Source organism: Streptomyces bacillaris (assembly GCF_003268675.1).
Lineage (GTDB): Bacteria > Actinomycetota > Actinomycetes > Streptomycetales > Streptomycetaceae > Streptomyces > Streptomyces bacillaris.
Genome location: NZ_CP029378.1, coordinates 5,046,566 through 5,058,955 on the forward strand (window position 1 = coordinate 5,046,566; position 12,390 = coordinate 5,058,955).

13 protein-coding genes, 1 other RNA gene and 2 pseudogenes are annotated in these 12,390 nt (G+C 70.6%); 11 read left to right on the forward strand and 5 right to left on the reverse strand.

What is annotated here, in order from left to right; genetic code table 11:
* Window positions 1-73: 73 nt before the first annotated feature.
* Window positions 74-1,069 carry an LPXTG cell wall anchor domain-containing protein gene (locus DJ476_RS21895; protein WP_112491350.1) on the forward strand — a complete coding sequence of 332 codons (996 nt, stop codon included), beginning with the start codon at window positions 74-76 and terminating at the stop codon, window positions 1,067-1,069.
* 203 nt (window positions 1,070-1,272) lie between these two features.
* Here the strand turns inward: DJ476_RS21895 and DJ476_RS21900 are convergent, their stop codons facing one another.
* Window positions 1,273-1,473, reverse strand: a complete 201-nt coding sequence (locus DJ476_RS21900) for a hypothetical protein (protein ID WP_103418841.1) — start codon at window positions 1,471-1,473, stop codon at window positions 1,273-1,275.
* 260 nt (window positions 1,474-1,733) lie between these two features.
* On the opposite strand from DJ476_RS21900, the gene ftsE reads away from it, so the two are divergent.
* From ftsE to ssrA, 5 genes are all read left to right on the forward strand, one after another.
* The gene (ftsE, locus tag DJ476_RS21905) at window positions 1,734-2,423 is read left to right on the forward strand and encodes a cell division ATP-binding protein FtsE (RefSeq protein WP_018488554.1); all 690 of its coding nucleotides are present in this window, start codon (window positions 1,734-1,736) and stop codon (window positions 2,421-2,423) included.
* Window positions 2,424-2,479: 56 nt separating this feature from the next.
* The gene (gene ftsX, locus DJ476_RS21910) at window positions 2,480-3,400 is read left to right on the forward strand and encodes a permease-like cell division protein FtsX (RefSeq protein ID WP_070201431.1); all 921 of its coding nucleotides are present in this window, start codon (window positions 2,480-2,482) and stop codon (window positions 3,398-3,400) included.
* Window positions 3,401-3,468: 68 nt separating this feature from the next.
* Window positions 3,469-4,656, forward strand: a complete 1,188-nt coding sequence (locus DJ476_RS21915) for a S41 family peptidase (protein WP_103418842.1) — start codon at window positions 3,469-3,471, stop codon at window positions 4,654-4,656.
* An 18-nt stretch (window positions 4,657-4,674) separates the two neighbouring features.
* Window positions 4,675-5,163, forward strand: coding sequence for an SsrA-binding protein SmpB (gene smpB, locus DJ476_RS21920; RefSeq protein ID WP_026237616.1), 489 nt, complete (start codon window positions 4,675-4,677; stop codon window positions 5,161-5,163).
* A gap of 152 nt (window positions 5,164-5,315) precedes the next feature.
* Window positions 5,316-5,702: a transfer-messenger RNA gene (gene ssrA, locus DJ476_RS21925) on the forward strand.
* Between the two features lie 32 nt (window positions 5,703-5,734).
* Here the strand turns inward: ssrA and DJ476_RS35710 are convergent.
* The 3 genes from DJ476_RS35710 to DJ476_RS21940 all read right to left on the reverse strand — a co-directional run bounded on the left by DJ476_RS35710 (window position 5,735) and on the right by DJ476_RS21940 (window position 7,184).
* Window positions 5,735-6,019, reverse strand: coding sequence for a hypothetical protein (locus DJ476_RS35710; protein WP_318294762.1), 285 nt, complete (start codon window positions 6,017-6,019; stop codon window positions 5,735-5,737).
* Window positions 6,020-6,109: 90 nt separating this feature from the next.
* A complete protein-coding gene (locus tag DJ476_RS21935; protein ID WP_404827531.1) occupies window positions 6,110-6,355 on the reverse strand; it encodes a DUF397 domain-containing protein in 246 nt (81 codons plus the stop codon).
* Complete coding sequence (locus DJ476_RS21940) at window positions 6,315-7,184, reverse strand: helix-turn-helix domain-containing protein (RefSeq protein ID WP_103418844.1); 870 nt, start codon at window positions 7,182-7,184, stop codon at window positions 6,315-6,317. Before DJ476_RS21940 ends, DJ476_RS21935 begins: the two co-directional genes overlap by 41 nt.
* Before the next feature lie 225 nt (window positions 7,185-7,409).
* Here DJ476_RS21940 and DJ476_RS36090 point away from each other — a divergent pair.
* The 3 genes and pseudogenes from DJ476_RS36090 to DJ476_RS21955 form a co-directional block, all read left to right on the forward strand.
* Window positions 7,410-7,784 (forward strand): annotated as a pseudogene (locus DJ476_RS36090) (ATP-binding protein); the annotation flags it as partial.
* Between the two features lie 64 nt (window positions 7,785-7,848).
* On the forward strand, window positions 7,849-8,055 hold the full coding sequence (locus DJ476_RS21950) for a hypothetical protein (protein ID WP_029395432.1): 207 nt from the start codon (window positions 7,849-7,851) through the stop codon (window positions 8,053-8,055).
* A gap of 56 nt (window positions 8,056-8,111) precedes the next feature.
* Entirely contained in the window at window positions 8,112-8,324 is a 213-nt protein-coding gene (locus tag DJ476_RS21955; protein ID WP_103418845.1) for a hypothetical protein, read from the forward strand.
* A 17-nt stretch (window positions 8,325-8,341) separates the two neighbouring features.
* Here the strand turns inward: DJ476_RS21955 and DJ476_RS21960 are convergent, their stop codons facing one another.
* Window positions 8,342-9,658 carry an MFS transporter gene (locus DJ476_RS21960; RefSeq protein ID WP_112491351.1) on the reverse strand — a complete coding sequence of 439 codons (1,317 nt, stop codon included), beginning with the start codon at window positions 9,656-9,658 and terminating at the stop codon, window positions 8,342-8,344.
* 102 nt (window positions 9,659-9,760) lie between these two features.
* On the opposite strand from DJ476_RS21960, the pseudogene DJ476_RS21965 reads away from it, so the two are divergent.
* Both DJ476_RS21965 and DJ476_RS21970 read left to right on the forward strand, forming a co-directional pair.
* Window positions 9,761-10,734: pseudogene (locus tag DJ476_RS21965) on the forward strand (LysR family transcriptional regulator).
* 263 nt (window positions 10,735-10,997) lie between these two features.
* A complete protein-coding gene (locus DJ476_RS21970) occupies window positions 10,998-12,329 on the forward strand; it encodes a nitrate/nitrite transporter (RefSeq protein ID WP_103418848.1) in 1,332 nt (443 codons plus the stop codon).
* Window positions 12,330-12,390: the final 61 nt, after the last annotated feature.

The following is a 12,390-nucleotide window of genomic DNA, read 5'->3' on the forward strand; positions in this document are numbered from 1 at the left end:
GATTCCCCGAGGGCCGCCGTGGCCCGCATATGGCTGCTCCACTGACGAGATCAGCTACTGGGGGTAGCAACAGATGACGAAGAAGACGCGCGTTCGCGTCGCGCGGATAGCCGCTGGTGCGGTTATTGCCGCAGGTGCCTCGCTGACCGCCGCAGGTGCGGCGCAGGCACTGGAGATCGGCGTCGACACCGGCCTTGGCGACTCGGGCCTCAGTGCCGAGGTGTCGATCCAGAACGAGGAGGACAACCCGGCCGGCGGCGTCGACCAGGGTGGTACGTCCGAGGGTGGCGAGCAGCAGGGCGGCGCTTCCGAGGGCAACCAGGGTGGCGGCGACGCCAACGGCGGTGGCGACGCCAACGGCGGTGGCGACGCTAACGGTGGCGGTGACGCTAACGGTGGTGGCGACGCTAACGGTGGCGGTGACGCTAACGGTGGTGGCGACGCTAACGGTGGTGGCGACGCCAACGGTGGCGGTGACGCTAACGGTGGTAACCAGGGTGGCGGTGACGCCAATGGTGGCGGTGACGCCAACGGTGGTGGCGATGCCAATGGCGGTAACCAGGGTGGCGGTGACGCTAACGGTGGTAATCAGGGTGGCGGTGACGCTAACGGTGGTAACCAGGGTGGCGGTGACGCTAACGGTGGTAACCAGGGCGGTGGCGACGCTAACGGTGGTAACCAGGGCGGTGGCGACGCCAACGGTGGCAACCAGGGCGGTGGCGACCAGGGCGGCGCGACCGAGGGCGGCAACGGCACCAACGGTGGCAACACCGGTACCACCGGCAACAACGGCGGCACCACCGGCAGCTCCGGCACCAACGGTGGCACGACCACCGGTGGCGGCGACGCCTGCACCGTCGACTCCGGTGTCGTCGAGTGCGCCGACAACACGGACACCGACAGCGTCGGCAACCAGCCGGTCGAGCAGAGCAAGGGCAAGGAAGAGCTCGCCGAGACCGGTGCGGCCGAGACCACCTTCCTGGTCATCGGCGCCGCGACGATGATCGCCGGCGGCATCGGCTTCCGCATCCTGCCGCGTCTGGTCGGCGGCGGCCGTACGGTCGCCTAGGACCCGCCGAGGACCGGGTACGCGCCGCACCTGAGCCCCGTACCCGGTTGGGGGCGCACGGCACAGCGAAGGGCCCGGGAGGCCGTAAAAAGCCTCCCGGGCCCTTCTGCGCGTTCCGGCGCGCGCCGACCGCTCCGGCGGCCGTACGCGGATGATCCGAAGCGTCCCTCAGGGCGTTGTGCGCCCCCGGGGGCGGGCCGAGGTCAGGCGGTCTGGTGGGCCAGCAGCGCGAGGGCCGCGAGCAGCACGACCATCAGCCCGATCAGCATGGCCGGATTCAGCCCGGCCAGCGGGCTCTGTCCCTGCTCCTCCAGCATCTGCTGCCGCACGGCACGGCAGACGCGGCAGCGCCCCTCGCTGACGGGGGCCGCGCAGTTCGCGCACACCAGTCGGTCATAGGTCATGCGCATTCCTCCTCCCGCGCGGCGGAGCTTGTCGACCGCTCTCTCTCCGCACAACGCTCCGGGAAACGCAACCGTTCCCCCCACCACTGTGCCAGCTCCCGCCGTTTTCGGCGCGGCCCGCCGGACAAGGGAGGGTCCGACCCGATGCGTTCCGTACGGCGATCCGCCATAAATCGCCCATTGCCGGACGCCGCCTGCACGCGTGAGCCCGGTTCGCGTATGGTCACGCTCACCTACTCCCGGCCGACCGTGGTGCATCCGTGATCCGATTCGACAACGTCTCCAAGACCTACCCGAAGCAGAACCGACCGGCTCTGCGCGATGTCTCGCTGGACATCGAGAAGGGTGAGTTCGTCTTCCTGGTGGGCTCCTCCGGCTCCGGCAAGTCGACCTTCATGCGGCTCATCCTGCGCGAGGAGCGCGCCAGCACGGGCATGGTCCATGTGCTCGGCAAGGACCTCGCGCGGCTGTCCAACTGGAAGGTGCCGCAGATGCGCCGCCAGCTCGGGACGGTCTTCCAGGACTTCCGCCTCCTCCCCAACAAGACCGTCGCGCAGAACGTGGCCTTCGCCCAGGAGGTCATCGGCAAGCCGCGCGGGGAGATCCGCAAGGCCGTGCCGCAGGTGCTCGACCTCGTCGGCCTCGGCGGCAAGGAGGAGCGGATGCCCGGTGAGCTGTCCGGTGGTGAGCAGCAGCGTGTGGCGATCGCCCGGGCCTTCGTCAACCGCCCGATGCTGCTGATCGCGGACGAGCCGACCGGCAACCTCGACCCGCAGACCTCCGTCGGGATCATGAAGCTGCTGGACCGGATCAACCGGACCGGCACCACCGTGATCATGGCGACCCACGACCAGAACATCGTCGACCAGATGCGCAAGCGCGTCATCGAGCTCGAACAGGGCCGTCTCGTACGCGACCAGGCGCGCGGCGTCTACGGCTACCAGCACTGACCGAGGGGCCCGCGGGCCCCTCGCGCACTTCGAGCATCGAGTACTGAAAGGACGCCATGCGCGCCCAGTTCGTCCTGTCGGAGATCGGCGTCGGTCTCCGTCGCAACCTCACGATGACCTTCGCCGTCGTGGTCTCCGTCGCCCTCTCGCTCGCCCTGTTCGGGGGCGCGCTGCTGATGCGCGAACAGGTCAGCACGATGAAGGACTACTGGTACGACAAGGTCAACGTCTCGATCTTCCTCTGCAACAAGAACGACGCCAAGGACATGCCCAAGTGTGCGAAGGGCGCGGTCACGGCGGAGCAGAAGGCCCAGATCAAGGCCGACCTCGAGAAGATGGATGCGGTGCAGAAGCCGGTCCACTTCGAGACCGTCGACGAGGCGTACAAGCACTACCAGGAGCAGTTCGGCGACTCTCCGATGGCGGGCAACATCACGCCCGACCAGATGCAGGAGTCGTTCCGCGTCAAGCTGAAGGACCCGCAGAAGTACAAGGTCGTCGCGACGGCCTTCGCGGGGCGGGACGGGGTGCAGTCCGTCCAGGACCAGCGGTCCATCCTGGACAACCTCTTCGAGCTGATGAACGGCATGAACGTCGTCGCGATCTACGTGATGATCCTCATGCTCGTCATCGCGGTGATCCTCATCGTCAACACCGTGCGCGTCTCCGCGTTCAGCCGGAGACGTGAGACGGGGATCATGCGCCTGGTGGGCGCCTCCGGCTTCTACATCCAGGCCCCCTTCATCATGGAGGCCGCCGTCGCCGGTCTCATCGGCGGTCTGCTGGCCTGCGCGATGCTGCTGGGCGGCCGGTACTTCCTGATCGACGGCGGTCTCGCCCTCCAGGAGAAGCTGAACCTGATCAACTTCATCGGCTGGGACGCGGTCCTCACCAAGCTTCCGCTGGTGCTCGCGATCGGTCTGCTGATGCCGGCCGTCGCCGCTCTCTTCGCGCTGCGCAAGTATCTGAAGGTATGACATACGCCTCCTGGGGCGCACGGGCGATCACCCGTGCGCCCCAGGAGGCTTGTCCTAGACTCGGCGCCATGTCGGGTTGTTCGCACCGCTTCCGGCCCCGCGGCCTCTGCCGCGGGGCGGCCCTGACATTGGTCTTCGGGTGTGTCCTCGCCACGGGCGCGGCGACCGGTTCGCTGCCCCAGGACCCCGACCCCCTGCCCGAACTCCCGGCCCGTACGGTCGCCTCCAGCCATGCCCCGGTCGACCGGGCGGAGATCGAGGACGCGGCGGCGCGGGCCGAGGCGGACGGGAAGTCCGTGAAGGAGGCGGCCGGGGAGGTCGTCAGCCGGAGCGGGGACCGGTGGGGCGCGGTCTACGACGAGCGGGAGTACGAGGAGTTCGAGCAGGCCCTCGACGGCTCGTACCTGGGCGTCGGCCTCTCCGCCCGGCGCACCGAGGGCGGGGGCGTCGCCGTCTCCCGCGTCCAGCCCGGCGGGCCCGCCGACCGGGCCGGGATCCGCGAGGGCGACCTGCTCCGCACGATCGACGGCCGCCGCATGGACCGCAGGCCCGTCCCCGAGGTGGTCGCGTTACTGCGCGGAGACGGTACGGGTGCCGGGGAAGGGACCCGCGTCGTCCTCGGTCTCGTACGGGACGGAAAACCCTCCACACAGATCCTGAAACGGGCCCGGCTGACCCCCGAGGCGGTCACCGTGAGCCGTCTGGGCACCGGCTCCTCGGCGGCCTACCTCCTCAAGGTCTCCGCGTTCACCAAGGGCAGCGGCCAGGACGTCCGGGACGCGGTCCGCGAGGCCCCCGAGGACGCCGGGATACTCCTGGACCTCCGTGCCAACTCCGGGGGCCTGGTCACCGAGGCCGTCACCGCCGCCTCCGCCTTCCTGGACGGCGGCCTGGTCGCCACCTACGACGTACGCGGTGAGGAACAGGCCCTCTACGCCGACCCCGGCGGCGACACCGAGCGCCCGGTGGTGGTCCTCGTCGACGGCGGCACCATGAGCGCCGCCGAGCTGCTCACCGGCGCTCTCCAGGACCGGGGCCGGGCGGTCACCGTCGGCTCCCGCACCTTCGGCAAGGGCTCGGTGCAGATGCCCAGCGAGCTGGCGGACGGCGCGGTGGCCGAGCTGACCGTGGGCCACTACCGCACGCCGGCCGGCCGCAGCGTCGAGGGCACGGGCATCACCCCCGATCTGGTGGCCCACGATCGGGCCCAGCAGCGGGCCGAGACGGTATTGAGTGGCCTCGGGGGTGGGTCGTAGTGCGAAAATGACCGCACTATGGCGAAGGAAAAAGACACCGGGCGCAAGATGATCGCGCAGAACAAGAAGGCGCGGCACGACTACACCATCCTCGACACCTACGAGTGCGGCCTCGTGCTCATGGGCACCGAGGTGAAGTCCCTGCGCATGGGGCGGGCCTCCCTGGTCGACGGGTTCGTCCAGATCGACGACCACGAGGCGTGGCTCCACAACATCCACGTCCCCGAGTACGTCCAGGGCACCTGGACCAACCACGCGGCCAAGCGCAAGCGCAAGCTGCTCCTCCACCGGGCCGAGATCGACAAGCTGGAGTCCAAGTCCTCGGAGACCGGCCACACCATCGTGCCGCTCGCCCTGTACTTCAAGGACGGCCGAGTCAAGGTCGAGATCGCGCTCGCCAAGGGCAAGAAGGAGTACGACAAGCGCCAGACCCTCCGCGAGAAGCAGGACACCCGCGAGACCAACCGCGCCATCGCGGCCGCCCGCCGCCGGCAGCGCAGCGCCTGAGCAGCCCCGTCCGGGCCCGCCCAGGCGTGCACCGGGTCCGCCCAGACCCGCCCCGGGCCCGCCCGGGAGGAATACGCTGGCATCGTCCCGCGTTGGTCACGTACGATGGGCCGTGCACCTCACCGAAGGCGCACGTTTTGAAAAATCAACATGGGGATGATCGGTTTCGACAGCGGATGTCGAAGCAGGGGAAGCGAGTCGAGGAAGCGGCAATGATCTCGTAAACCATATGTCGCAAACAATAATCGCCAATTCCAAGCGCGATTCCTCCGCCTTCGCCCTCGCTGCCTAATTAGCAGCTAGCGAAGACTCTGCGGAGTGTCAGCCCGGGGGTGATCCCGACCCGGATCCTGGCATCAGCTAGGGATCTAAACTTCTCGGCCCGGCCACGGGACCGAGGAGGAAATCAAACAGTGGCTGGGCCTGTCGGAGGCTTGTTCGCGTGACCTCCGGGGCCGAGAAAAGCGCAGCGAACTGCACTCGGAGAAGCCCTGGTTCCGCACCGTTGGACGCGGGTTCGATTCCCGCCATCTCCACAATTCCCATGTAGGCCGCTGCCCCGTGAGTTCGCTCACGGGGCAGCGGCTTTTTTCATGCTCTCCGGCACCTTCCGCGCGGCGGGCTTCCGGGGCTTCGGCCCCAGGTCCCGCAGCTCCCGGCAGGCCTGGTGCACCCGCCGTACGGCCGCCCGCCGGAACGCGGCCGGGGGAAACGGCGGCGACGGCGTCCACCGCTCGAACGGGGTCTCCGCCAGAAGCTGCTCCCAGGTGAGCTGGAGCGGCGACGTGCGGAACGCGAATATCGCGCCGGGGCCGACGTCGAGCGGGTTCCTCGGGCTTCTCTTCGCTGCGGCCATCGGCTCACCCTAAGGGCCGCCCACGACAAGGGCCGGGCCGCACGGATCTACGCTCCGTGCGGCCCGGCCCGGTCAGGGGGCGGGGTCAGTTCAGCTCCCGTACGCCTCGCCCTTCACCCCGTCGGTGAAGGCGGTCCACTGGGCGGGGCCGAAGTGGAGGCGGGGGCCGTGCTGGTCCTTGCTGTCGCGGACTGCCCGGCCGCCGTCGGAGAGGGGGCCACCTCCACGCAGTTGCCCTGCTGACCGCTGGCGATGGCCTTGACGAACGGGCCGACGATGGTGGGGGCGGCGCTGGTCATGATGGGTTCCTCTTGTCTCGTTCTCGGCGCATCTCATCCATGATGTCGGTGATGCGCGTCAGTGAATCTGCCGGGCTCAGCGCACTGGCCCGGAGGTGATTGAACGCGTCGGAGAACGCGTTGAGCTGTCCGGTCTGGTCCATGAACAGCGTTCCGGTCAGGTTCTCCACGCACACGATGCTGGGGTCCGTGGGGAAGTCGAAGAGCACGAACGAGCTTTGAGCTCCCGCGTGCGCGCCCGCCTCGAACGGCAAGACCTGCAACGTGATGTTGCTCCGCTCCGTGAGGCGGACGAGGTGGTTGAGCTGGTCCAGCATCACCGCATAGCCGCCGACCACCTGACGCAGTGCGCCCTCCGTCACGATGGCCCAGATCTTCGGTGGCTTGTCGCGCTCCAGGATCGATTGGCGTTCCATCCGCACGGTGATCAGTGAGTCCACATGGCCGGGCGGCAGCACCGCCGGGCCCGCCGTGATGACGTGGCGCGTGTAGTCCGGCGTCTGCATCAGGCCCGGCACGATCATGCCCTCGAACGTCCGGATCCCGGCCGCCGAGCCCTCCAGCGCGATGAAGTCCCGGTACTCGCGCGGCAGCGCGTCCTCGTAAGCGATCCACCAGCCACGGGACTTGGCGTCCTTCGCCGCCTCCACGAACGCGGTGATCTGCTTCTCGTCGGTGACGTTGTAGAGCGCGAGCAGGGCCTTCAAGTCGGTGCGGGAGACGCGGACGTCGCCGCTCTCTATCCGGCTCATCTTCGACTGGGAGAAGCCGAGTTCGGTCCCGACCGCCTCAGCCGTCAGGTTGGCCTTGCGGCGCAGTTGCCGCAGGTCCGAACCGAGTCGGCGGCTCCTGATCGTCTGGCCCATCACGCTCCTCGAATGTGTCGTGGACAGTCTGCCCGCTGCTCCGGCGGGAGCGCCAGCAAGTAGATATGCATACATGCGAAAGGGTAGTTGCAGAGTGGGAGTATGCAGCGCTACGGTGTTCCCGTCGGTCACGCAACGTCATTCCATGATGGCGAAGCGTGGCAACGCCCGTGGTGTGGTCGGTGATTTCGCCGGTCCGCGCCACATGCCGAGAGGTGAACTCTGGTGGACAGCGAAGAGCCGACCTTTACCTTTCCCGCCGCCGAGGGGTCCGTCCGGGCGGCCAGAAAATCCGTGCGAGGGGTGATGGAGGGCTGGGGGATCGGCGGCGAGCTGTCGGAGACCGCCGAGCTTCTCGTCAGCGAACTCGTCACCAACGCCGTGCTGCACGCCGCGGGCAGCCCCTCCTGCCGCGTGACGTGTATGCGGACCGCAAGTGCCTTCACCGTCGCCGTCATTGACCACGGAAGTGGTCTCCCGGCGGTACGGGACGCGGGGCCGGGGGCCACCTCGGGGCGGGGACTGCTCCTGGTGGAGAGCCTTGCCGACGACTGGGGCGTACGCGTCCTGCCCCGCGGCAAGGCCACGTACTTCGTCCTCTCCGTGCCGCCGCCACCGGACGGTGTTCCGTCGGCCGGCGGCCCCCGCGCTCTGGAGGAGCCGCGTGACAGACAGGTCCGAGCCGACGCCGGGCACCACCCCGGGGCTCCGGGTGCCGCTGGTACGGGGCGAGCCGGCGGCGTACGTCCTGCTCTTCGGCCCGCACGGGGAGCGGCGCGAGGCCCTGACCACCGCACAGCTCATGTCGCTCGTCGTGGACGCCGCCGGAGAGCTGGGGTTCGTGCTCTCGGCGCCCCCGCGCGACTCATGATCCGTCAGTTCCCTTGCGCCGCACTGCGCTTAGCCGCGACGAAAGGCTGATCCCCCATGTACTACCAGCGACCCGCCCAGGATGCCGCGCTCGTCGAGGGCAACCTCGCCGCCAAGGACCTCGCCGAGGCGCTCGCACAGGCCGGCTTCTCCCTGCCCTCCCTCTACGGCGACTTCCCCACCCTCACCGACGGGGCCCTGGTCCACCTCGGCGGCGCCTCCGCCGAGGTCGTCCGCGAGCTGGCCGCCTGGATCCGCGAACGCGTCTGAGGCGCCCCCCCTCTGAGTCAACCCCGGTCCGTGCCCCGTCGCCGCCACCCGTACGCCCCCGCCGCCGCGATGACCAGGGCGAGGGCCGCCGCGCCCGTCGGGGCCGCGTAGCCGGAGACCGTACCGGCGTGCTCCACCAGCCAGCCGCCCGTCGCCGCGCCCGCCGCCACCCCGCCCAGCAGGGCGGTGACCGAGAGCGTCATGCCCTCGTTCAACTGGCCGGGGGGCGTGGAGCGTTGGACGAGCGTCATGCCCGTGACCATGGTGGGCGCCGTCGCCGCGCCCGCCAGCAGCAGGCAGAGCGCCAGGACGGGCAGCGAGGCCGTGGAGGCGGCGGCCAGCAGGGGCAGGGACATCAGGGCGGTCATGGCGGTCAGGCAGAGCAGCAGCCTGCGGTGCACGTTCCGGGCCGGGCGCAGGGAGCCGTAGAGGAGCCCCGCCGCGCAGGAGCCCGCGGCCTGGAGCGCCAGGATCGCGCCCCCGGCATGGGCGATGGAGACGACCTCCAGCGCCCCGAAGACCGCCCCCGTCGCCAGGAAGACCGCCAGCAGTGCGGGCATCCCCGGGGTGCGGAGAGGTGAAGTGGTCTTACGTGTACGGGGGTTGGGCGGCGGTTCCGTCGCGCGCTGGGCCGCGAAGATCAGCACCCCGGTCATCAGCAGGAACGCCCCCACCAGCGTCCCCGCCTCCGGGAACAGTGCCCCGCAGAGCGTCGCGGCGAGGACCGGGCCCAGCATGAAGCACAGCTCGTCCGCCGCCTGTTCGAAGGAGTTCGCGGTGTGCAGGGCCGCCGGGTCGCCCCGGTGGAGGTGGGCCCAGCGGGCCCGGGACATCCCGCCGGTGTTGGGCGTGGTCGCGGTGGCGGCGTACGCCACGAAGAGCGTCCAGGCCGGGGCCCCGTACCGTACGCAGAGCACCAGCGCGAGCGAGCCCAGTACGGCGAGCGCGGTCGCGGGCACGGCGATCCTGGCCTGGCCGTGGCGGTCCACCAGCCGGGCCGTGAAGGGCGCGACGACCGCCGTGGCGGCGAGGCCGGTCGCGGTGACGGCCCCGGCGAGCGCGTACGAGCCCCGGGACCCGGCGATCATGATCACCGCGCTGACGCTGAGCATCCCCATCGGGAGCCGGGCGATCAGGTTGCCCGCCGTGAAGGCGCGGGCGCCGGGGGTGGCGAGCAGCCGGAGGTAGGGGTTCCGGGGCGTCGGGCGCTCCCGTACCCGTACGGCCTTCTCCGGCGAGGGGCGCGGGGCCGCCACCAGTTGGCCCCCGGCGACGGTGAGCAGCGGGGCGGAGGGCGTACGGGCAGGGGGAGCGGGGGCGGGGGACTTCGGCATGGGACCAGGCTCGCCGCGCCCGGCCGTCCCGGTCCAACACCTTCTGGAGGCCCATTCACGCACCGCTGTTGTGAATCGCCCGCCGCGTTGTAGATTCGCCGTGTGCCCGCCCCCGACACCGACCCCCGGCTCCTCCGCGCCTTCCTCGCCGTCGCCGAGGAGCTGCACTTCACCCGTGCCGCCGCTCGCCTCTTCGTCGCCCAGCAGGCGCTGAGCCGGGACATCCGGCGGCTGGAGCGCGAACTCGGCGCGGAGCTGTTCGTCCGCACCACCCGGCAGGTCTCCCTCACCCCGGACGGCGAGCGGCTGCTGCCGTACGCGCGCCGGGTCCTCGACGCGCACGCCGAACTCGCCGGGGCCTTCGGCGGCGGGTCCGCCCGGCCGCTGCTGGTCGACCTGAACACGGACGGGATGACCGCCGCCCGGGTGCTGGCCCGGGCCCGGGAGATCGCCCCGGAGTGCGAGCTGATGGCCCGGTTCGAGTCCGGGCTCACCTGGGCCGCCTCCGAGATCCTGGCCGGCCGCCTCGACGTCTCCTTCGGCCGGGCCGCGGGGCTCGCCCCCGGGGTGCGGGCCGGACTCTCCGTACAGCCGGTGCGGTACGAGCCGATGGCCCTGATGCTGCCCGCCGCACACCCCCTCGCCGGACACGCGGCCATCCCCCTGTCCGAGCTGTCCGGGACGACCGTCTACGCGGGGCGGGCAACGAGCGGACCCGGGAGTGGACGGAGCTGGCGGCGCTGCTCTTCGCCGCCTGGGGGATCGAGATGGCCCCGCCCGTTCCGCTCGCCGTGGGGGTGGCCGAATTCCAGCGGGTCATGGCGAAGGGCGGACACCCCGTTCTGGCGGTGACGGAGTTCCCGCCGCTGCCGGGGACCGTGCTGCGCCCGCTCGTCGATCCCGTTCCGCTGTCGCCCTTGACGATGGTCTGGCGCAAAGGGCTGCGGCACCCCGGCCTGGATGCTCTCCGCACCGCTGCCGACCGGTTGGGCAAGGGGGAAGGGTGGCTGGAGCGGCCTTCCGGCTCCTGGCTGCCCGAGGGGGACCTGTCCCTGATGCGCGGCCTCTCCCCGTGAGCCCTGCGCGGGGGCGCTCCGGGGACGATTCCGTACGCCACCTTCCTCGTCCGGGTGACGCAGGCCGCCGGGCGGCGGCGGCCCCGGTGGTGGCCGGACGGGCGCCCTCAGGTCCTCATCTCACCGGGCCGCCCCCGGCCCGGTGAGAGCAAGGTTGCCCACCGGTCACCTCACGGCACTCCACCGAAACGCGCGCTCCCTAGCGTCGGGACCACACCCCGCGGCGACGGGGACACCACCCCGACCCCCTGTGGAGGCGCGTGATGGCAGGCCGTTGGATCGAGACCTGGGAGCCGGAGGACGAGACGTTCTGGCGGGAGAAGGGGGAGCGCGTCGCCCGCCGGAACCTGTGGTTCTCCGTGCTCTCCGAGCACATCGGATTCTCCGTCTGGACCCTGTGGTCGGTGATGGTCCTCTTCATGGGGCCGGAGTACGGCATCGACGCGGCCGGGAAGTTCTTCCTGATCTCCACCGCCACCCTCGTCGGGGCGCTGGTCCGCATCCCGTACACCTTCGCCGTCGCCCGGTTCGGCGGCCGCAACTGGACGGTGATCACCGCCCTCGGCCTGCTCGCCCCGACGCTGGCCGCGTTCTGGGTGATGGAGCCGGGGACCTCGTACGGCACGTTCGTGCTGGTCGCCGCACTCACCGGGATCGGCGGCGGCAACTTCGCCTCCTCCATGACCAACATCAACGCCTTCTTCCCGCTCCGCGAGAAGGGCTGGGCGCTCGGCCTCAACGCGGGAGGCGGCAACATCGGCGTCCCCGTCGTCCAGCTCATCGGCCTCCTCGTCATCGGCACGCTCGGCGCCGCCCACCCCCGGGTCGTGCTCGGCGTCTACATCCCGCTCATCGTCGTGGCCGCCGTCTGCGCCGCCCTGTACATGGACAACCTCCGGCCCGTGCGCAACGACACCGGGGCCGCCCGGGAGGCCGCCCGCTCCCCGCACACCTGGATCGTCTCCACGCTGTACGTCGGCACCTTCGGCTCGTTCATCGGCTACAGCTTCGCCTTCGGCCTGGTCCTCCAGACCCAGTTCGGCCGCACCCCGCTCCAGGCCGCCTCGCTCACCTTCCTGGGCCCGCTGCTCGGCTCCCTGATCCGCCCCTTCGGCGGGCGCCTGGCCGACCGGCACGGCGGGGCCCGGATCACCCTCGCCGCCTTCGCCGCGATGGGCGGCGCCACCGTGATCGTCATCTACGCCTCCGCCACCGCCTCCCTGCCCGTCTTCCTCGTGGGCTTCACCGCCCTGTTCGTGCTGAGCGGGCTGGCCAACGGGTCGACGTACAAGATGATCCCGGGCATCTTCCACGCCCAGGCGCTGGCCCAGGGGCTCGACGGCGAGGCGGCCGCAGCACAGGGGCGGCGGCTCTCCGGGGCGGCCATGGGGTTCATCGGGGCCGTCGGCGCGCTCGGCGGACTGGCCATCAACCTCGCCTTCCGCCAGTCCTTCCAGACCACCGGCACCGGCACCGCGGCCTTCTGGTCCTTCCTCGCCTTCTACGCCGTCTGCTCCGCGCTGACCTGGGTGGTATACCTTCGCCGCCCCGCGCCCGTAGCCGCGAAACCGCAGGTCGGTTACGCGGAGGTGTAGGAGGGGCACGACCCCGGCGACCTGTGACGTAACGGCCGGGAAATACGGGAGAACCGAGCCT

Excerpts from the sequence above, each read along its gene's own strand:
- DJ476_RS21895 (WP_112491350.1), top strand. The coding sequence starts at position 74 with ATGACGAAGAAGACGCGCGTTCGCGTCGCGCGGATAGCCGCTGGTGCG.
- DJ476_RS21900 (WP_103418841.1), bottom strand. The coding sequence starts at position 1,473 with ATGACCTATGACCGACTGGTGTGCGCGAACTGCGCGGCCCCCGTCAGC.
- ftsX (WP_070201431.1), top strand. The coding sequence starts at position 2,480 with ATGCGCGCCCAGTTCGTCCTGTCGGAGATCGGCGTCGGTCTCCGTCGC.
- DJ476_RS21915 (WP_103418842.1), top strand. The coding sequence starts at position 3,469 with ATGTCGGGTTGTTCGCACCGCTTCCGGCCCCGCGGCCTCTGCCGCGGG.
- smpB (WP_026237616.1), top strand. The coding sequence starts at position 4,675 with ATGGCGAAGGAAAAAGACACCGGGCGCAAGATGATCGCGCAGAACAAG.
- DJ476_RS35710 (WP_318294762.1), bottom strand. The coding sequence starts at position 6,019 with ATGGCCGCAGCGAAGAGAAGCCCGAGGAACCCGCTCGACGTCGGCCCC.
- DJ476_RS21935 (WP_404827531.1), bottom strand. The coding sequence starts at position 6,355 with ATGAGATGCGCCGAGAACGAGACAAGAGGAACCCATCATGACCAGCGC.
- DJ476_RS21940 (WP_103418844.1), bottom strand. The coding sequence starts at position 7,184 with ATGGGCCAGACGATCAGGAGCCGCCGACTCGGTTCGGACCTGCGGCAA.
- DJ476_RS21955 (WP_103418845.1), top strand. The coding sequence starts at position 8,112 with ATGTACTACCAGCGACCCGCCCAGGATGCCGCGCTCGTCGAGGGCAAC.
- DJ476_RS21960 (WP_112491351.1), bottom strand. The coding sequence starts at position 9,658 with ATGCCGAAGTCCCCCGCCCCCGCTCCCCCTGCCCGTACGCCCTCCGCC.
- DJ476_RS21970 (WP_103418848.1), top strand. The coding sequence starts at position 10,998 with ATGGCAGGCCGTTGGATCGAGACCTGGGAGCCGGAGGACGAGACGTTC.